The 20,002-nt window shown below is 35.3% G+C and carries 18 protein-coding genes and 1 pseudogene; 17 read left to right on the top strand and 2 right to left on the bottom strand.

Features of this window, described 5'->3' with window-relative positions:
* Positions 1–75: 75 nt before the first annotated feature.
* Positions 76–231, bottom strand: coding sequence for a hypothetical protein (locus P3G65_RS06705; RefSeq protein WP_016170924.1), 156 nt, complete (start codon positions 229–231; stop codon positions 76–78).
* A gap of 220 nt (positions 232–451) precedes the next feature.
* On the opposite strand from P3G65_RS06705, the gene P3G65_RS06700 reads away from it, so the two are divergent.
* From P3G65_RS06700 to P3G65_RS06685, 4 genes are all read left to right on the top strand, one after another.
* A complete protein-coding gene (locus P3G65_RS06700; RefSeq protein ID WP_019292577.1) occupies positions 452–877 on the top strand; it encodes a universal stress protein in 426 nt (141 codons plus the stop codon).
* Between the two features lie 245 nt (positions 878–1,122).
* Positions 1,123–1,557 (top strand): universal stress protein, encoded by a 435-nt coding sequence (locus P3G65_RS06695; RefSeq protein WP_004256982.1) that lies wholly within the window; start codon positions 1,123–1,125, stop codon positions 1,555–1,557.
* 659 nt (positions 1,558–2,216) lie between these two features.
* On the top strand, positions 2,217–4,544 hold the full coding sequence (locus P3G65_RS06690) for a DEAD/DEAH box helicase (RefSeq protein WP_019292576.1): 2,328 nt from the start codon (positions 2,217–2,219) through the stop codon (positions 4,542–4,544).
* Positions 4,545–4,563: 19 nt separating this feature from the next.
* Entirely contained in the window at positions 4,564–4,806 is a 243-nt protein-coding gene (locus P3G65_RS06685; RefSeq protein ID WP_019292575.1) for a hypothetical protein, read from the top strand.
* A 133-nt stretch (positions 4,807–4,939) separates the two neighbouring features.
* Here the strand turns inward: P3G65_RS06685 and P3G65_RS06680 are convergent.
* Positions 4,940–6,097, bottom strand: a pseudogene (locus tag P3G65_RS06680) (IS3 family transposase).
* Positions 6,098–6,180: 83 nt separating this feature from the next.
* On the opposite strand from P3G65_RS06680, the gene P3G65_RS06675 reads away from it, so the two are divergent.
* The 13 genes from P3G65_RS06675 to mgtE all read left to right on the top strand — a co-directional run bounded on the left by P3G65_RS06675 (position 6,181) and on the right by mgtE (position 19,971).
* Positions 6,181–6,495 carry a hypothetical protein gene (locus tag P3G65_RS06675; protein ID WP_019292733.1) on the top strand — a complete coding sequence of 105 codons (315 nt, stop codon included), beginning with the start codon at positions 6,181–6,183 and terminating at the stop codon, positions 6,493–6,495.
* 12 nt (positions 6,496–6,507) lie between these two features.
* A complete protein-coding gene (locus tag P3G65_RS06670) occupies positions 6,508–7,404 on the top strand; it encodes a phage tail domain-containing protein (protein ID WP_019292732.1) in 897 nt (298 codons plus the stop codon).
* Positions 7,405–7,406: 2 nt separating this feature from the next.
* A complete protein-coding gene (locus P3G65_RS06665; RefSeq protein WP_019292731.1) occupies positions 7,407–8,567 on the top strand; it encodes a siphovirus ReqiPepy6 Gp37-like family protein in 1,161 nt (386 codons plus the stop codon).
* Positions 8,564–9,826, top strand: coding sequence for a hypothetical protein (locus P3G65_RS06660; protein ID WP_019292730.1), 1,263 nt, complete (start codon positions 8,564–8,566; stop codon positions 9,824–9,826). Before P3G65_RS06665 ends, P3G65_RS06660 begins: the two co-directional genes overlap by 4 nt.
* Before the next feature lie 30 nt (positions 9,827–9,856).
* Positions 9,857–10,150: a hypothetical protein gene (locus tag P3G65_RS06655; RefSeq protein ID WP_035002144.1), complete on the top strand. Its 294-nt coding sequence runs from the start codon at positions 9,857–9,859 to the stop codon at positions 10,148–10,150.
* Positions 10,150–10,383 carry a holin gene (locus P3G65_RS06650; RefSeq protein ID WP_284071133.1) on the top strand — a complete coding sequence of 78 codons (234 nt, stop codon included), beginning with the start codon at positions 10,150–10,152 and terminating at the stop codon, positions 10,381–10,383. Before P3G65_RS06655 ends, P3G65_RS06650 begins: the two co-directional genes overlap by 1 nt.
* A gap of 82 nt (positions 10,384–10,465) precedes the next feature.
* Positions 10,466–11,134, top strand: a complete 669-nt coding sequence (locus P3G65_RS06645) for a CHAP domain-containing protein (protein ID WP_019292727.1) — start codon at positions 10,466–10,468, stop codon at positions 11,132–11,134.
* Positions 11,135–11,956: 822 nt separating this feature from the next.
* Complete coding sequence (locus tag P3G65_RS06640) at positions 11,957–12,157, top strand: cold-shock protein (RefSeq protein WP_017369912.1); 201 nt, start codon at positions 11,957–11,959, stop codon at positions 12,155–12,157.
* A gap of 617 nt (positions 12,158–12,774) precedes the next feature.
* Positions 12,775–12,897 carry a hypothetical protein gene (locus P3G65_RS06635; protein WP_014024878.1) on the top strand — a complete coding sequence of 41 codons (123 nt, stop codon included), beginning with the start codon at positions 12,775–12,777 and terminating at the stop codon, positions 12,895–12,897.
* Between the two features lie 1,607 nt (positions 12,898–14,504).
* Entirely contained in the window at positions 14,505–15,086 is a 582-nt protein-coding gene (locus tag P3G65_RS06630; protein WP_019292725.1) for a transglycosylase, read from the top strand.
* A 369-nt stretch (positions 15,087–15,455) separates the two neighbouring features.
* Complete coding sequence (locus tag P3G65_RS06625) at positions 15,456–18,212, top strand: cation-transporting P-type ATPase (protein WP_019292724.1); 2,757 nt, start codon at positions 15,456–15,458, stop codon at positions 18,210–18,212.
* Between the two features lie 73 nt (positions 18,213–18,285).
* The gene (locus P3G65_RS06620; RefSeq protein WP_019292723.1) at positions 18,286–18,492 is read left to right on the top strand and encodes a hypothetical protein; all 207 of its coding nucleotides are present in this window, start codon (positions 18,286–18,288) and stop codon (positions 18,490–18,492) included.
* Between the two features lie 117 nt (positions 18,493–18,609).
* On the top strand, positions 18,610–19,971 hold the full coding sequence (gene mgtE / locus P3G65_RS06615; protein ID WP_019292722.1) for a magnesium transporter: 1,362 nt from the start codon (positions 18,610–18,612) through the stop codon (positions 19,969–19,971).
* The last annotated feature ends 31 nt before the right edge of the window (positions 19,972–20,002 follow it).

Here is a 20,002-nt window from a genome sequence, read left to right as displayed (position 1 = left end):
ACAAAAAAAGGCATCTACTTAAACGTGTGAAGTAGATACCATCACGAGGAATAATCATCCATTGCTATGAGCTCCTTATGCTAATTCTTCCAAGTTGTGCATTGCTTCTTCAATGGTACGACCAAGCCCATAAACCGCTGGATCATTAGCCAAAAATACTTTAAAAATATCTTTTGAAGTATCCAAAGATACAGTATACTTGAAATTTTTGTTTTTGTTAGTGAATGTCATAATGCATTCTCCTTTCTCTATATGATATCGACGAAAGGACACTATAACGTACATAACGAAATTCCATAATTATTGTAACACATTCTTTTTAAAAGTACAAAAAAGCTACTTTTAAAAGTAATCCTAAATATTTGTTCTAACTTTTCACTGAAATATTTGAAATGTTGCAGCGAAAGAGCGATAATAGACTTAAGGAAAGAATGAAGCGGAGGTACTAATAATGGAAAAACAATATCACAATATTTTAGTTGCACTAGATGGTTCAGATCAATCTTATAATGCCGTACATGAGGCAATTACTTTGGCAAAGAGAAACAATGCAAAACTTCATGTTTTGACTGTTAAGGATATGGAACATCATTACGGAATGACCGGTTTTGGTATCGTCGAAAATCCTGAAATTGATATGATGGCACAAGATATTTTGAAGAAAGCAGCGGAGATTATCGGTGATGAAGTACCTTATGACAGTTATGAAATTGTTGGTGCGCCCAAACATATGATTGTCCAATTTGCAGGAGACAAGAAGATGGATTTGATTGTTATTGGCGCAACTGGGGCAGGGATGATTAATAAACTCATGTTAGGTTCAACCACACAGTTTGTTGTAAATCATGCACCATGCAATGTCTTGGTCGTTAAATAGATACAAAAAGTAGCTTGTCATTGACTTCTTTAAAAGCTTTAATTTTAGTATTGCTTAAGACAAAGGAGATATAATACAAGTATTCCAGTAAGATGTTTATCTTATCACTTCAATACGCTCACTATTGTGGGCGTATTTCTTTTACTCCTTTTTCGGTTGAGTGTTGCTTTTAAGGAAATGATTTCGTTTTTAGGGAAAGAAAATGTACAATAGAAGTAGAGAAAGACATAAAAGGAGGAATGATTATGACTGACTATTATAAAAATATTTTGGTTCCTGTGGACGGATCTGAACAATCTTACAAAGCAGTAGATGAAGCGATACGCATTGCTCGTCTCAATCATGCAAAACTACATGTTCTGACAGTAAAAGATATCAATAAATATTACGGTGCTGTTCATAAAGGTATTGTAGAAACACCAGGATTGGATCAACTTGCGCAAGATATTTTAGCAAACTGCAAAGATATTATCCGCGAACAAGTTGAATATGAAACTTATGAAATCGCAGGCAAACCGAAACTAAGAATTGTTAACTTTGCGGAAGAAGAAGATAAAAATATTGACTTAATCGTCATTGGTGCAACGGGAACAGATATGTTTGACCGACTTTTGGTAGGCTCAACCACAAATTATGTTATTAATCACGCACCTTGCAATGTCATCGTGGTTAAAAAATAGTATTCTTTGTTTGATTTAAGAAAAAAGGGTTATACTTTACTTGTTCCAAAATTTTTCATAAAACTCCCAAGTCCTCGTATTGCGAGGGCTTTTTTTGATTTTTAAACCATAGCCTCAAATCACCTATCTTCTATTTGACCTACAACCATAAGTCAGGAGGAAAAAAGGAAGCGAAGAAAGAGAAAATCTTGTTGTATTTTGCAGCTCTGAAAGGACAAAAATTATTTGGATAAGAAAAGGACTTTCGTATTTTTGTTTTTTGGAAAGATTTGCTTATTGTGTTCATTTTAAATATATGATATTATGTAAGTGTGAGATAAATGAGAGGTTTTTCGTGAAATAATATTTCGCTATAAAATTTTCTTGTGGACATCTGTAAAAAAAACCTTAATTTATTGAAAGAAGCTCCTGTTTTCAGGGGCTTTTTTCAATTTTTTTTTGTTTTTTAGTGCATTTTTTCTTGAGTTTTATGACTTTCTCTTTAAAAACAATTTTTTTATAACTATTTGAGAAAAAGATTGTGAATATATATACAGAAATATGAATTTTATTTCATTTTTCCTGTATGTTTTTTTATTTACATAGGTTAATTGGCAATAAAATTAAGGTTTGTCTAAAAAATGCAAGTGAATAAATAATTAAAGAAGGAAGCGTAGAGAGTGTATAAGAAGCTACTAAGAAAAATAAATAATTTATCAGAACTTGTAATGAAATTTAGTGACAAAGAACTCAAAAATAAAACTGATGAATTAAAAAAACGTATTTCAAATAATGAGAAAGAAATTGATATTATTGCCGAGGCATTTGCAGTGGTTCGCGAAGCAGATAGAAGGGTGCTGGGTTTATATCCTACAGATGAACAAGTTCTAGGAGCTTTAGCCCTTTATGAGGGGCAGATTGCTGAGATGAAGACTGGGGAAGGAAAGAGCTTAGTGGCTACTTTACCTCTTTATTTAAAAGCACTGTATCTGGACACAGTCTTTCTAGTGACAACGAATGACTACTTGGCCAGTAGGGACTTTGAACGTATAGGTGCGGTTTACCAATGGTTAGGGTTAGAAGTCGCAGATGGTACGAGTGATCCTGAGGAAGAAGAATTTGATGTGAAAAAAAGGCAAGAAGTTTATGCTGCAAATATTATATATATTTCAAATGGAACTTTAGCTTTTGATTTTTTGATTGATGGCTTGGCTGAAAAAAGAGAAGAGAAATTTATATCGAAGTTAACTTATGCCCTTTTAGATGAGGTGGATGAAATTCTCCTAGACAGTGCGCAAATGCCTTTGATTATCTCAGGTGCGCCAAAAGGTCAGTCCAATTATTTTGAAAACACGAATGCTTTCATTACGATACTCCAAAAAGAAATCGATTTTAAGTTGGACGAAGAACAGAAAAATGTTTGGTTAACAGAAAAAGGCATTATAAAAGCAAAGAAATATTTTTCGATTTCAAATCTTCTTGACCAACAATTCTTTACGCTCTACCAACATATTATATTGGCATTAAAAGCACATCATACATTAAAACGAGACCGAGATTATCTTGTGGAAGAGGGTGAAGTTAAACTGCTTGACCGAAAAGATGGACGAATTTTAGAAGGGTCGAATCTACAAAATGGTTTACACCAAGCTATAGAAGCAAAAGAATTTGTTGAATTAAGTAATGAAACACAGACAATCTCATCTATAACTTACCAAAATTTATTTCGTCAGTTTCAACAGTTGGCTGGCATGTCAGGTACAGCAAAAGTTGCAGAAAATGAATTTATCAATACCTATAATCTCCCAGTAAAAATGATAAAAACGCATAAAAAAAGTATCCGAGTCGACCACAAACCGAAAAGCTACACAAATTTTGCGGCTAAATTAGAAGCAAGTCTTGAAAAAATATCTTCCTTACATGCAGAGGGACGTCCTGTTCTCGTCATTACAGGGTCTGTTGATGCCTCAGAACTTTATTCTTTGAATTTACTTAATAGAGGAATTCCTCATAATATTCTTAATGCGAAGAGTAGCTCTAAAGAAGCACAAATTATTTCTGAAGCAGGTCAGGTCGGAGCGGTGACTGTTTCTACCTCTATGGCTGGTCGAGGGACGGATATTAAGATATCGGAAGAAGCTAGTGAAAAAGGAGGGCTTGCAGTTGTTATCACTGAGCGGATGTTAAATAGGCGTATTGAATTACAAGCCAAGGGGAGAGCAGGCAGGCAGGGGGAACCTGGAGATACTTATACCTTTGAGTCCCTAGAAGATGATGTGATTAAAAATTTCGTTCAAGAAAGCATACAAGCTTACTATGAAAAATATAAAGAAGTTACAAGACCAATTCGTAATTATAAGGTAAAACATGCTTTTATGAAAGCTCAAAAAATTTCAGAGCAAAACGGCTATGATGAGCGAATAAAGGCGCTCCAATTTGATGAAGTTTTACGCCTGCAAAAAGAGCAAGTAAATAAGAAGCGTCAAGAAATTATGGAACTTAGAAGTGTTTCTGAAGCTTTATTAATAGTAAATCAGAGTGCAGAAATTGTCGTTAATGAGTATTTTTCAACTTCAGAGAGACAGACATCACGGAGTATACAGCGTTTTATTTTAGATCATATTGACTATAATTTTAAAAATGTTAATGAAGAATACCTGAAAACAAATGAACTTAAACAATTGTATATAAGGCATATTTTAAAAGAAAATCTTCAAGTAAAAAGAGAAAAAATTGGTGATGATAGAGCTTTTCTTCAATATTTACAGATTACAATGTTGAAAGCTATAGATAATGCTTGGAGCAATCAAGTAGACGCAATGAATCAACTTCGTTTTGTTGTGCAAAGTCGATCGACAGCACAGAAAAAGTCAATTGCTGAATTTGAAAAAGAGGCCCAAAGAAGTTACCAACAAAGACAAAGTGAAGTCTCATTGCTCATTCTAAAAAATGCTGCATTAAGTTTGCTAGATATTAAGAAAGGGGAACTTATCGTAACTTTTCCTTAGAGAAGTGATAAGAGGACAGATGAGAAAGTATATAACAAATTTATATGGACAAAGTGAACAAAGCACGGCTATGACCGCGCAACATATGATTACCAAGCTTGCACAAGATGAAGGTTTTAAAGAAATCAGTATTTCTGCTTATTCGGTGAGCGAAGATACAGCAGAGGAAAAAGAAAAAAAGAATCTTTGGTATGCTGTCATCTGTTACGCAAGGCGATTTGGCCATTGCTCAAATGCCATCTTGGAATGGCATCGCATTTGATAAAGTTTTTTTGAAAATACTCCGTGAAAGGGTAGATAAACTGGTGGTATTTATCCATGACTTTGTGCCTCTTATGTTTCAAAATAATGATTATTTATTTGAGAGATACCTAGAGTGGACTAATGTCAAATATTTAGACACAAAATGAGCTATATTTTCTTAAAATAGTTTTCTTCTTTCTGATTTGGAGTTAAACCATTGTTTGCGGAATGAGGATTATAGTTGTTATAAAACTGTTCGATGTATTCAAAGCAAGAGAGTTGAACTTCTTGAATGGAGTGATAAGTTCTTCTGTTTATTTCCCGTTGTTTGAGGTACTTGAAAAAGGCCTCAGTGACAGCATTATCATAAGGATATCCAGGTTTGGAGTAAGAAGCAAGCAATTGATGCTCATCTAATATTTTTCTAAAGGAAGCTGATTTAAATTGGCTACCTTGATCCGAATGAAAAATGATTGGTTCCTTAGGCTTCCTCTTATTTATAGCCATCCCTAATGTGTCACAGGCAAGTTTAGCATCAATCCTGTCACTTACTTTCCAAGCAATACATTTTCTAGAGTAGAGGTCAAGGATGGCGCAGAGATAAACATGCCGTCTATGTCCTATAGAAATATAAGTGAAATCAGTTGTCCATACTTGATTCGGGGACTTAGGATTAAATTCTTGTTTAAGGAGATTATCAGAAGAAAATGCAGGAGAGTGTTTTGATTTAACTCTAGGTTTAATCGTTGACATTTTAGGGAGTGTCATAGACTTGAGAAGTCTTAAGATACGCCCCTCAGAAATATTAACGCCATAATCACGCAGGAGAATAATTTTAAAAGCTCTCGTTCCAATTCTTTTCTTGGCTTTCATATAAATCTCAAGGAGTAATTTTCTCAAGCGTTGATTTTCTATTTCACGTTTTGAGGGCTTCTTGTTTATGAAGTTATAGTAGGTGGAACGATTGACATGTAAAACACGACAGAGCATAACTGTCGTGTGTTCAAATCGGAGTCTATAGACTGCTTTTAATCTCACTTGGAGTTTTGCATGAATATGGCACTTGCTTTTTTTAAGATAAGATTTTCTTCTTCGAGTTGGGCATTCCTTTTTTGTAATTCTTGAATCTGTTTAGCAGTCAAGACCGTATTATCTTCAAGACGAACTTGAGAGTACTGGTTGATCCATTTTGCAAGTGCAGAAGGGGAGACACCATAGTCTTTACAGAGTTCGGATTGAGTTTTACCTGTTTGGTAGAGATTAACGAGAGATTGCTTAAATTCCTCGTCGTAACGTTTAAAACCTGACATAAAAGTCCTTTCATTTTTGTGTCTTAATAGACAGATTATAACACACAATTTTCTGTCCACTTTTATAGTATAGCTCCAGCTTGATGGAACATTTTAAAGCTGTACAGAAAAATGTTTCAGGTATGGCTCAAAAAGTACAAACAGCATTTACAGATGGTATTGATACAAGGCTTTTACAAGACGATGTTTGGCAAGATACATTCAATGTTGGAAGTGGTGCTAACATTGTAGCAGCACAGAAAGTTGTAGGAAGTATTCCAATTGATCAAGCAGGGCAAGAACAAGCAAAAACTGAAATACATGCACCAATGACTGTTGTTGTTCGTGAAAATCCATCAGAACGTGAAATTGTTCGTCAACAACAATTACAATGGCAACAAGCTGCATATGATTTTTAGAAAGGAAAGAATATGGCCAAACTTCCTAATGTGGAAATATCTTATAAAAATACTTTAAATCAAGAAATAAAGATGGACCGCTTTGGTCCTTTTTATCTGACAAGTTATGAGGGGTTTGGATCACCCGAAAATGAAATAAACTCACAAAAAATATTTGGTAAAAGTGGTCAAAGAAAAACATCCAGCTCACTTGCTTATCGGGATATGTCTGTAGGTCTCGCAATTAAAGAAGAAAGCTTTGAATCTTTAAAAGATAAAGAACATCAAGTTATGGCAATTATTAATCCAGAACTTGCAGGAACTTTATTTATTCGAATTGATAAAAACTTATACAGCATAGATGCTGAAGCTATAAAAGGCTATGAAGGTAGCAAAGATAGTAGTGCTTCAACTTCATCATCTATCATGCAATTTAGAGCTTTAGATCCAGAGTGGCGTGATGAAAATGTTAGAAACAAATCAATACCGCTCTCAACAAATGATAATAAACTTAAATTCCCATTATCAATTACTCCTGATTTTGCTTTTGCAACAATTTCACCAGGACAAATTGTAAAAATTTTGAATAAAGGAGACTTTGTTGTTGGGTTTGAATTAAATATTCAATGCAATGCTGAAGTCACTAATCCTCGAATTTACAATGTAGTCACGCAAGAATTCTTTGGTTGGACAGGAACTTTTGATGCTGGAACAGTGATTTATTTGTCCACAATTCATGGAAAAAAGAAAACCTGGTATCAAGATGATACTGATCCAGAAGCAACAAATGCAATGGGAACTCGTATGGCTGGTTCATCTTTCTTTGGATTGGATAATATAGAAGCAAACAATCTTGTAGTGCAAGCAGATATAGGTGAGGAGAATATTCTTGCAACTATCTCCTTCACTCCATTGATAATTGGGGTTTAATTATGGATATTGAAGTATTTAAACGTGTAGGAACAAGCGGATTTACATTTGAATCCGCAGGTATTATAGATACTTTTGATTCTTTAACTGTGAACTGGAGGTATTATACATATTCTCAGTTTTCTTTAAAAATATTGCTTGAAGATGTTCAGAAAGTTATTTATTCCAATGATGAGGAATCAATAGAAAAAAGAAATATCCTTACATCACTTTATACTGCAGACAATATTCTAAACATTAATAATGTTTATTTCTATATTGATCGTGTAACTTGTGATGATTCCACAAAAGGGAGTTTAGTTGTTTCTGGGAAGTCTTTAAGAGCGAAAGCCTTAAAACGTATTGTATACCGCATATATCACCAGACGAAGAAACCAGAGCAAATTATTTATGACCACCTTAACAATGAAGTAGTTAATCCAAGCCAAGCAAATCGCAAAATACAATATCTTTCAATTGCAGCGCCAGCAGCACTTTCAACAACAAATGTTGACTATCAAAAATCTTATGGAGTTGTATCTGATGAAGTGGATAATCTTTGCTCTACTTATGATATTGGTATTAGAGAAGTAGGTACAAACTTACAAACACCCCACAATAAGCTTGAAATTGTAAAGGGCCGTGATTTATCGGACATCGTGGAATTTAATGTTGACTTTGACAACTTGCTTTCAGAAAGTTATGAGTCCTCTAATTTTGATGAAGCTACGATGGCATGGGTGTTTGGAGAAGGAGAAGGAACTGCACGTATCAATGTCAAATTGAATGATACTCTTTCAGGTTTAGAACGAGAAGAAATTTATGTTGATGCACGAGATATTCAAAAACAAACGCAAGATGGTAATGGCAAAGATATTACTTTAACAGATGCTCAATATAAAGCAGCATTAACAAGTCGAGGCATTTCTAAGCTAGCAGAACAAGAAGCTATTTTGACATTAAATGGTGACATAGATTTGGAAACAGAACTTTTTGTTTATGGCAAAGATTACCAGCTGGGGGACCGTGTACGCTTTACAAGTAAACTTTTCAATGTAACAAAAACATCTGTCTTGGCAGGTATTGACGAAACATGGGACGAGGCAGGGCATCATATGTCTCCATTGTGGGATAAAGAAAGCCCAACTGTATTTGATATTATAAGAAGGAGATTAAACAAATGACACAATATAGTTTTCCGTGGAATGACGTCAACGGAGACCGACTTTATGATGCAGATGACTTTATGAGATTCTTTGCAGCATTTCTTAAAACAGGGGTTGTCATGTCATTCAAGGATGGATTGCGTGTACGATCTGCACAGAACGGTATGAATATTCAAGTTGGGGGAGGTTCTGCTGTTATTGGAGGAGGTTCGTACTTAAACGATGAAAATATTGCAATTCAAGTTAATGTTGCTTCATCAGTGCAAAATCGTACAGATTCAGTTGTTTTACGTATGGATAAGAATGCTCGAGACACATATCTTTACTATAAACCAAGTGACACAACGGTTGTTCGCAATGATATCTTGTTTGAACTTCAACTTGCAACCATATCTGTGAAGATGAATGCAACACAAATTACCGATGCGGATATTACAGATATGCGTAGTGATTCAACTGTTTGTGGTTGGTCTACTCCATTTGACAACATCAATGTGGATGGAATTGTAGATCAGTATACAAGCATATTTGAGCAGGCTGATTCAGATTTTAAATCATGGTTTCAGAATTTAAAAAATCAATTGGATGATAATCAAGCAGCAAATCTACAAAATCAGATTGATACTATAAATGGTGTTATTGTTCAAAAAAATATCCCAGATGGTGCAAATCTTGATGAATATAAATCAGAAGGAGAATTTTCAAAGAAAACACCAACTATAGTTGTTGGAGCACCAGAAGGTGTAACTGGGGCTTTTCGTTTATCTGTTAGAACAATGATAGGTTCAAGCGGAATTTTCCAAACACTTTATGATTATGTGACACGATCAATGTATTATCGTATTGGAAATACAACGTTAGGATTTAATCTTCCATGGAAGAGGGTTGCGACTACAGATGATATTAAAGAGCTTACGGCAGGAGATACTGATGGATTCTTACCATTAACCATGGATAAGGGATTCACAGCTAATCAAGCTGAATATTGTATCAAAAATGGTTGGATTTACATTACGGTTCAAGGTGCTAGACCAAATTCAACGGTTACTGGTGAAAGCTACTACACCTTCTTAACATTGCCAGCGGAAATTACTGCTCATATCACCCATAATGAAGGTTTTATGTGGAGTAACTTCCAGGGGGGAGGTACAACTTACTCAGGGGGTATTCTAAGCAATGGCCAAGTACAATTGTATCTATCACCGAAAACTAACTCTCTTGCAAGTAACCATAGATTTAGTTTTAACATGACAATACCACTAAGAAAAACTAAATAAAAAAAAGGAGAAAATAAAAAATTGGAAGAAATGTTTAGACATGCTTGGATATTATTCATGGATGTCTTAGAAAACTGGTCAGCATTGGTTATTGTGTCATTAATGTTAAGTTGGCTCTATCGTAGATTCACGAAGCGGCAGCAGTGTCAACTTAAAGATATTCAAATGCATATTAAACGTATCGAACTACTTCAAGCGATCAATCATGATTATGGGTTACAAGTTGTAGGTGGGATATTTGATGAATATGAAGCGTTGGGCGGTAATCATTACGCACATGATCAATTTGAACAATATAAAAAAAATAAAATGGAGGAAAGATAATGTTTACTAAACTATTTTTTAAAGATACTGCAGAACGTGCAGTAAAGACATTTGCGCAGTCAATGGTTGCGGTAATGACTGCGGGAGCTACAGGTGTACTTGATGTAGATAGGGTTAATGCACTGAGTGTATCACTATTAGCCACACTTGTTTCAGTGCTTACATCAATTGGAAGTGGGACAGTTGGCGATCAATCAGCAAGTGCAATCAATCTGAACAAGGAGAATAAATGATAAGTTTAGGACTATGGGGGCTGTTCATGTTCTTATTCTTAGGCGTCGTTATCTTTACTGAAAAAATAAAGGAGAAAAAGAAATGAGTAAAATTTATGATCTAGCGGTTGCAAAACTTGGACAAGTAGTAGACTTTGATGGGATGTACGGTGGACAATGTGCAGACCTTTCTACATATGTAGTCTATTGGGCCACAGGGGCACGTATTACAGGCAATGCGATTAATACGGTTGATGTTAATAATATTAATGCTATTAAAGCTAAAGGAGTGACACCACAAGTATTTATGGCTTCTGGTGGCTACTATCCCATTATTCCTCAAAAAGGGGATATCTTGGTAGAAAATCCAAATAATGGTGGATATGGTCATGTTTTAATTGTAGAGTCAGCAACAGCTACTACAGTAACAGCCATTGAACAAAACTATGATGGATCAGCTCAAACAGCAAGTGCTAAAGGTGTGGAACGTCGCACACGTGCTTATCTGACACCGTATGCAATCTTACGCATTCCAGATGCAAGTACACCGTTTCCCAGCGGACAAGGTGCGGGAACTTATAAAGTTACTGCATCGGCACTTAATGTACGTGATTATCCATCAACCAAGAAGGGTAAAGTGGTTGCTGCTTACAGCTTTGGGCAAAGCGTAAATATCTCTGAAGTAATTACTAGCGAAGGCATGAAGTGGGGAACATATACATCCTACAGTGGTGCGAAACGATATATTAGCATGGATTATTTGAAGAAATAAAAAAGAATGTCTGGTCAATTGACCGGGCTTTTTTGATTACTTTTAATTATCATGGTATAATGTGTATGAAAAATAAATTCTTTATCATTAACACTTAGCCCCTTCACGCTAGGTGTTTTTATATTTGTAATAATGTTTGTTTCATGTTATTATGTCTAGGTTAAGATTAATAAATTTTACCCTCAGCAATTGTGTTGAGGGTTTTTGTTTTGTCTAGATATTGAATAGTGATATAATATAATTATCAAAAGAAGAAGCTTGCTTCTAATTTTGTTTTTCTTAGTTCCCGGTCCTTTGACTGGGAGTTTTTTTGATACAATAAAGATATGTAAGATGTAGTTTCTCGGAATAAGGTACCAAGTGACTCTTTTGTTTTACTTTACTTCAATGGTATAGCATGTTAATATATAAGCATAAAATTTTTCACAAATTTTACTCCAAGACACCTCTGACTATTACATTCAGAGGTGTTTTTTGTTATAATATAAAAGGCAATAAAAATAAATTTTTGATTTATTATTTTTTCTATTTATCACGCCTTGCCAGCGTATTTTTTGTTAGATATTCACTTTTAAATATACTGTAGTTAACAGGTGTCTCCTTGGCACATAAGACAGATTCTTCGTGTATGAATTTCTTCGAGAGTTAGTTAAGTTTCTAACCGTTGGCATTTAATTCATAAGCGAAATTTTTTATGTCAATTTGACAAAAACAAATAAGCGTGATACTATGTACTAAGTAAGTTTAGTTAAAGTTATATATTTTAAATATGTCCTTTCACCATAATGATTTACAATCTAGTTGAAGGGAAATATATATACTATGACAAACGGAACAGTAAAATGGTTTAACGACTCTAAAGGTTTTGGCTTTATCACTGCAGAAGATGGGACAGATGTGTTTGCACACTTCTCAGAAATTCAAAGCAGTGGCTTCAAAAAACTTGAAGAAGGCGAAAAAGTAACTTTTGATATTGCGGAAGGCCAACGAGGCGCTCAAGCATCAAATATTTACCACGCATAATTAAAATCACTCTTAGGAGTGGTTTTTTTGTATCATTATGTTATTGGACATATTAGTGTTATAGTAAGAGTGTTCGTAGGCTACTTCTCTGTGACGAAGTTAGACCTCAAATACGAACTCTAGTTATGACGAGTAATTATAACTAGGCTATTCATCAGGAAGGCGCCTCTCACATATCGGGTGTCTTTTTTGTATGGTTCGCTATTGTCAATCTATTGTGTTATACTGACTCTGTCAGGCAGCTATACAATCCACTTACAAAAGAGTAAAGTTTCTAATCAATGTCGATGCCTGGCAGAACTTCTTATTGTGCGGTCGTGTATCTCAAGAAGTTTTTTTGATATAATGTAAGTGTATCAAGCTCGCATAAACCAATCTTATGCGCTTTATAAGAAGTAGAGTTTGATATAGCTCCCTTTTCAGGTTGGGAGAACTTTTTTGTTAAATAATGCAATTACTTGACATACTTTAATAAATAAAATATGATGGTACTTGAATAGGTCTCTATTCAATATTGTTAGTCCGTCAGTACAGTACTGAGGGACTTTTTATTAAGTATTCTCTTTACAAAAATAAAGTGTTGTGTAATTAATACATTCATTTAGGGAGGATATGATATGAAAAGAAATAAAGGTAGGGAGTGGCTAGGTGGACCAGCCCTTGTGATATTGGTTATTATGGCACCATTTGCAGTGATTTTATTCGTTCAAATTATTACAGCCATTTATTTGTACCTATAGTTGATAATTGAATATCCTATAATAAACGTCTGCTCTTAATGGTAAGTCTCTGCTTCGGTGGGGATTTTTTGTGCCAAATTTGTGCCAAAAGTTTTTTATTTGTATATTTTATGTATGATTTGAAAAGCAAGAAATATTAATATATAGGCGTTTTTCGGTTCTATATTTTGTATATATAATAGAAGAAAGTTTAAGATGAATAAATGAAAACAGCTCTAACCCTCGTGGTTGAGCTGTTTTATTTTCTGTATTCCAACTTGGTGTACATATTTTTTGAAAGTTTTAGTATTCTAAACTTCCTTGATTATTATTTTTATTTTCAGGGAGACCATGCTAAAATTGATAATGTCCTAATTATATTCAAACCCTAGTATAATTTTGATTTTTCATAATAAATATCCAACCCATGGATATAACCTTGATGTCCCCCTTTCTCCATAGGGGGATTTTTGCTTTGTTCCTGCGCTTTTGACAGTTGCAACTCTCTTTGTTAACGCTTACTTTAGTGCTATAATATAGATAAGGTAAATACTGAATCCTTTATTTCAGTATACACCTTTATTTGATCGCTCCATATCTGTGCTTTGGTTCTTTGCCCGCAGATGTGGAGTTTTTCTATATAAGCAATGATTTGTAATTATAATGTTATATAAGGTAATGAGAGGAGAAAGAGATGGAATTTCTTAGTGAAAACAAGATTTAGAAAAATAAGAAGAACAAGTGCATAAAAACAAGGAAAAATATTATGAAAAAGAGAACAAATACCATTATGAGAAAAAGTCACACAATAATTTGTTCAAGATTAAAATAAATACCATTATTGGTAGTTTAAGAAAATTATTCCAACATATGGGTAAGAAAAAATTATTTCTATTAACTGCCTCTCACATTAGAAAAAGAAGTTTTCGAGATAAATTCCTTAAACATCAATGATAATGAGCTATAAGAGTGTTTTAAGTCCAATATATAGTATAAAAAAATATGGAAATAAAAGAATGAAAACAAGAGCAATTTCTCCTTAATTTTTATTAAGAAAGTGGTTTAAAATCTTATTGTCTTAACTGAAACTAAAAATATTGAAAAAATTACTTAATTTAATTAGCAAAAATTTTTAATGTATTTAAATACAAAAAAAGACATGGTTAATTTTTTTAAAATAAGAAGCGCATTAAATAGGGGTTTTTATTATACATTTTTTCCATTTTGTAGAATAAATTTTCTGAATATTTTGTTTACAAATGTTTTCGCTTTCTTTTTTTTGTTCTGTTTATTTTAAGTTATGTTTAAGGTAAAGGTCATATAATGAGTCCCTCATGAAGGAAATGAATTTGACTTTGAAAATTTATTTTCTTCTGAGTGAACTTATACATTTTAAACCGTGAGCTTTCAAAGATATGTAATTTCGCAAGCAGCAGAGATTTGAAGGCTCCTTATAACAAACGTCCATAGCGTGCAATGACGTTAAACTGCTGACGGTAATCCTACACAAGCGTTCAAGACTTTATGATGTGTATGGGAAGTAACCATGATGATAGAGTATATACGGGGGTTCGTAATTGAGCTTTAACTCTATGGAATATTCTTAGTGGCGAAATTGAAAGGTCTAAATGAAATTCAGTAAAGTTGCTATTTCAACTGGTGTTATTGCTTCATTCATGTTTATCGGTACTGGTATGGCCCACGCGGACACACCGAAACAAACTACACATGATGTTGCAATTGAAGTTATTAACGGTAACTACGGTACAGGTCAAGATCGTGTCACAATGTTGACAAACAAAGGTTTTGACTTTGAAGACGTACAAACAGAAGTTAACAATATTTTGTTAGGAAAAGCTTCAGCAACTCCTACAACTGCCAAAAAAGTTGAAACACAACCTGCTAAATCTAAAGTAGCACAAACTGTATCAGGACTTGACTTAGGTCAAACTTCTGGTCAAGTAAATATTGAAGCCCTTGCCAACTACATGGTTTCTAATACTGCCAACGCAGCAGGATATTCTGCAAGCGAATGGGTATATATTATTGAACATGAGTCTAATGGACGTGCAGATGTTGCAAATGCAAGTTCAGGTGCATACGGTGCGTTCCAATTGTTAGGTCACGGTGAATACGCTGGCATGACTCTTGCTGAACAAATCGAAATGGCAAGTAAACTCCCTGCAGGAAGCTGGGTTGTTTATAACTAATAGGAAGTGAATTACAATTCGTTTCCTGGAGTGCTTAACTAAGATTAAACATCCAAGGCTATCACAAACAGTGAAGGCCTTTTTGTTTTGCCTTTAACCTTTTTAAAAATCAAAAAATCAAAAAAACTCTTAAAAAATTTAAAATTATATGTTATAATAAAAGAGTAGATTTAGTAAAACGTACTAAATTCATAACAATTAAAGAGACAATATAGGTTGGGCGCAAGCTTCAAGAGATTTCCTCCGAGGGTAAGGAGGAGATTTTTTGATAGCTTGCGCCCTTTTTGTTTACATTCTTTTTTTCGATTGCTACGCTCTTGAAAAAAATGAAGTGTATGCCTAACTGTCGAAAATACAAGGAGGAAGCTTTTGGAATTTTATAAAAAAGCAAAAGTAGAAGTTATTGAGGAGTTTTTAGTTGACACTAAGACTGGCTTAAATCATGAACAAATATTGAAACAAAGGGAGCTTCATGGAGAAAATAAACTTCCGGATGAAGAGGAAGAATCATACTTAGCTACGTTCCTCAAAAGTTTTAAAGAACCTATCGTTATTGTTTTACTTGGTGCGGTAGCTCTGTCCTTTGCTAGTTCTTACTACGCTTTTCAATTTCAAAATGATAGTAAGCATGGGATGGAGGCACTATATGAAGCGATTGCTATCTTAATCTTAATTATCATAAATGCCTTTTTAGGCTTTTATCAAGAAATTAGTGCACGTAAGAGTTTGAACGCATTAAAAGAGATGAACAATCGTTATGTTACTGTGTTACGAAATGGTCAATTTGAAAAAATACTTTCAACAGAGCTTGTCACAGGGGATATCGTAAAAGCCTCAATTGGAGACTTTGTCGAAGCAGATGTCCGTTGGATTGAAACCAATGAGCTCCAAGTTATCGAGTCGCATTTGACTGGCGAAGCAGATGCGATTAGCAAGCACACAGATGCTATTCTCGAGACGACAGAACTAGGTGATCGTCATAATATGGGCTTCTCTGGTTCAAGCGTTTCTGGTGGACAAGGTTTAGGGATAGTTGTGGCTGTTGGGGAACATACTGAACTTGGTAAAATTGCCAAACTGATTCAAGCAGTTGAAAACAGGACGTCGCCACTGCAAAATACGGTTCATAAGTTAACCAAAACCTTGATGCAAGTTTCAGCCGGTATTGTTGTCTTTACCCTCGTAGTGGGTATCATCCAAGCTGGTGAATTAAGCATAGCATCAATTACATCTGTTTTATCAACCTCAATCGCCTTAGCTGTAGCCTCTATACCTGATGCTCTACCTGCTGTGCTTTCGATTGTTTTAACGATTGGCGCTGCCAAAATGGCGAAGAATAAAGGGCTTATCAAGTCACTTAACAGTGTGGAAACACTAGGAAGTACTTCCTACATCTGTTCAGATAAAACAGGAACACTTACCAAAAATGAAATGACCGTTACACATTTCTATACAAACGGCCAGTACTATGAAGTTTCTGGTCTGGGCTATACTCCAGAAGGGGAAATTCGTAGTCTTTCTGATGAAGAGCAAGAGCCTTCATATTCGGCCTTTATTGCAGGTGCACTTTTGTGTAACGAGTCTGCTCTCAAAGAAGTCGAAGGAAAATTCGTGCCTTTTGGTAATCCAACTGAAATTGCCTTGACTGTTTTGGGGCAAAAAGCTGGCCGCACAAAAACTCAACTTTTAGAATCACATGAGCTCATCCGGACGCTGCCTTTCACTAGTGATCGTAAAACAATGAGTGTCATTGTCAAGAAAGGCGACAACTATCTTCTCTATATCAAGGGAGCGCCAGATGTTCTGGTTGAGAAAAGCCGCGCCCTTTTGATTGATGGTGAATTAAATACTGAAGAAAGCGAAAAGCAAAAATTTATCACGACTGTAAATGATTATGCCAATGAAGCTTTGCGTACCTTGGCGGTAGGATACCGTATCCTCAGTAAGGAAGAAGCAGAACAAGGTCAGCTAGAAGATTTAGAAAAAGATATTATCTTGACAGGGGTTGCAGGAATTATTGATCCTGCGCGTGAAGAAGTCAAAGCTTCTGTTAAAACATTGCAAGATGCAAGTGTCGAAGTCGTTATGATTACAGGTGATCACGAAAATACAGCTCGTGCTATTGCTTATAATCTTGGCATTGTAAAATCCAAAGAGGCTAAAGTCATCAAAGGTATCGAAATTGAAGAAATGACAGATGAAGAGCTCTATGAAGTCGTTAAAACAACGAATGTCTATGCGCGTGTTTCCCCTGAACACAAGCAAAGGATTGTTAAGCAACTTCAAAAGCACGGGGAAGTTGTGGGTATGACAGGAGATGGTGTTAATGATGCGCCGGCTCTAAGAGCAGCCGATATTGGAATTGCCATGGGAATCGCAGGAACTGAAGTAACCAAGGATTCTGCTGACTTGATATTGCTTGATGATAAGTTTACAACGATTGAAAAAACAGTCGAAAATGGTAGAACTATTTATGCCAATATTAAGAACTTTATCCGTCATGAATTAACGACGAACGTCGCAGAAGTACTTTCCTTGATATTAGGCTTACTTTTCTTCACTGTAAGTATTGGGAATGTTGACTATACCACACCAACTTTAACAGCCTTAATGGTACTTTGGGTCAATATGGTCAGTGATGCCGTGCCTTCTTTCGCTCTGGGATACGATGTCGCTGAGTCAGATATTATGAACGAAAAACCACGTGACCCTAAAGAATCTGTCCTAGCTAACTACACATGGTCAAGAGTCTTGATCCGAGGCACAATTATGGGCTTGATGGTCTTTGTAGCCTTTGTTTGGGCCGCAAAACAAGGCATGTCAAGTAACGAAGCACAAACGGTGGCCTTCTTAACACTTGTTTATGGTCAGTTGTGGCATGTTTTTGATGCAAGAAGTTCACAAACTCTCTTCAGAAGAAACCCATTCGGCAACCCACGTTTAGTCCTTGCTGTTGTCTTTGCAGGTATCTCTTCATTTTTAGTGACGATAATTCCATTCTTTAATGTTGTCATGGGAACTGCACCATTGAGCTTACCTGTTTATCTTCTTGTACTCTTTGTGCCAGCTTTACCAACATTTATCCTATCAGGTATTAAAGAAATCTTTAAAGTGAAAATTTGGTAAGGAGAATTTTTGAGATGTGTAACTATAATATGCTAAAATAACAGTATAGTAATCCTTGGAAGGAAGTATATACATGGAAAAAGTAAAAAGCTTTTTTACACCCAAAAGAATTTTAGTTCTCTTGATTCTTTTGCTCATCGTAATTTTTGCGGTTCTTAATTTCTCACCTGTTCGTGTTAACATGCTTTTCTTTAACATTGATATTCCCATGTTCTACGGTATTATCGCTGTAGGGCTGATTGGGTTTATATGTGGATATGTGATGCGGGGGAGAAAATAGCCTGAAAAAATCAAGACTGAAGTGTGTTACACGCTTCAGTTTTTTTATATTATTAGGTTTCCTCTTGCAAAAATATTAGAATTTAGAAAGGAGATTAAAAAGAAATGAGCATATAATATGGAAGAATTAATCCGGTTCTACATTAAAAAGAAGGAGTTTAAAAAGCTTCAAGTTATTCTTAAAGATTTACAAAGACATGAACTGAAAGAGATTTTTAAACATCTAAAGCAAGATGAACAGGTCATTTTTTTTGAAGTCCTTTCAGAAGATAAAGCAGTGGCGTTGTTCAAAATTCTTGGCACTCAGCAGCAAAAAAATCTTTTAGATGCGCTACAACCGCCAATGGTGCAAACTTTTCTCAATCAGCTGTCGTCAGACGATCGTGTCAGACTTTTTGACCGACTACCTGAAAGACGAGTGAAGAGTCTTCTGGGTGTTTTAACACCCGATAATAGATCAGAAACACTCCATCTCCAAGCTTATGTCCCAGAAACAGCCGGTCGAATTATGACAACGGAATTTGTAACTTTGACAGAAGATATGACCCAAGAAGAGGCGTTGGCAAAAGTCACAGAGGAAGCCACGCGCAAGGAAAACATCTATATTTTGTTTATTATTGACGAGAAGTTAAAGCTCACTGGTTTTATAACTTTACATCGACTTTTGATGATGGCGCCAACAGCAGTCATTAATGAGCATATGTCGCGTCAACCGATTTCTGTTAAAACTTCTGAGGACCAAGAAAAGGTGGCACAAAAAGTCAAAGAGTTGGATCTTCTGGCTTTAGCTGTGGTGGACGATACTAATAAATTAGTAGGCATAGTAACCTTCGACGATGCAATGGAAATTCTTGAAGAAGAGGCAACAGAAGACATTTTGAACCAAGCAGGTTTATCCGACTTAAAAGATACAGAGGAGGACCGCAGCAAGCTACTTATTAATGGCAAGTTAAATAAAATTTTGGCAGTACGTTTACCCTTTCTTTTAGCCACCTTGTTGTTAAGCATGCTTTCTGGTTTAGTCATTGAAAATTTTGAACAAACTTTAGAATCCATCGCAATGGTGGCAATTTTTATCCCATTGATTATGGGCATGGGAGGAAATATTGGGACACAATCTTCAACAGTCTTTACACGAGGCTTGGTTTTAGGGCATATTGAGATTGAGAACTTCCTTGAGCACTTTTTCAAGGAATTACGTGTCGGTTTGACCATTGGCGCATTGATGGGAATTATGGCGGGGCTAATGGCGACCATATGGCTAGGTTTTCCGATGTTAGGTTTGGCAGTTGGTTTAGCCCTTTTTGCCACGATGACCGTCGCATCCTTGCTGGGCTTTTTAGTCCCTTTTATCTTAATCAAGTTAAAAATCGACCAAGCTGCAGGATCAGCACCAATCATTACAACGATTAAAGATTTAGTTGCCTTACTGATTTACTTCACCTGCATTTCGCTCTTCCTTGGTCATCTTATTTCATGAGTTTGATAAGATAGAAAAAATTTAATTTCTG

Origin of the sequence: Lactococcus sp. bn62 (assembly GCF_029492705.2) — a bacterium.
GTDB lineage: Bacteria > Bacillota > Bacilli > Lactobacillales > Streptococcaceae > Lactococcus > Lactococcus petauri.
Note: the sequence above shows the minus strand (reverse complement) of the source record. Positions and strands in the feature narration are given on the sequence as shown.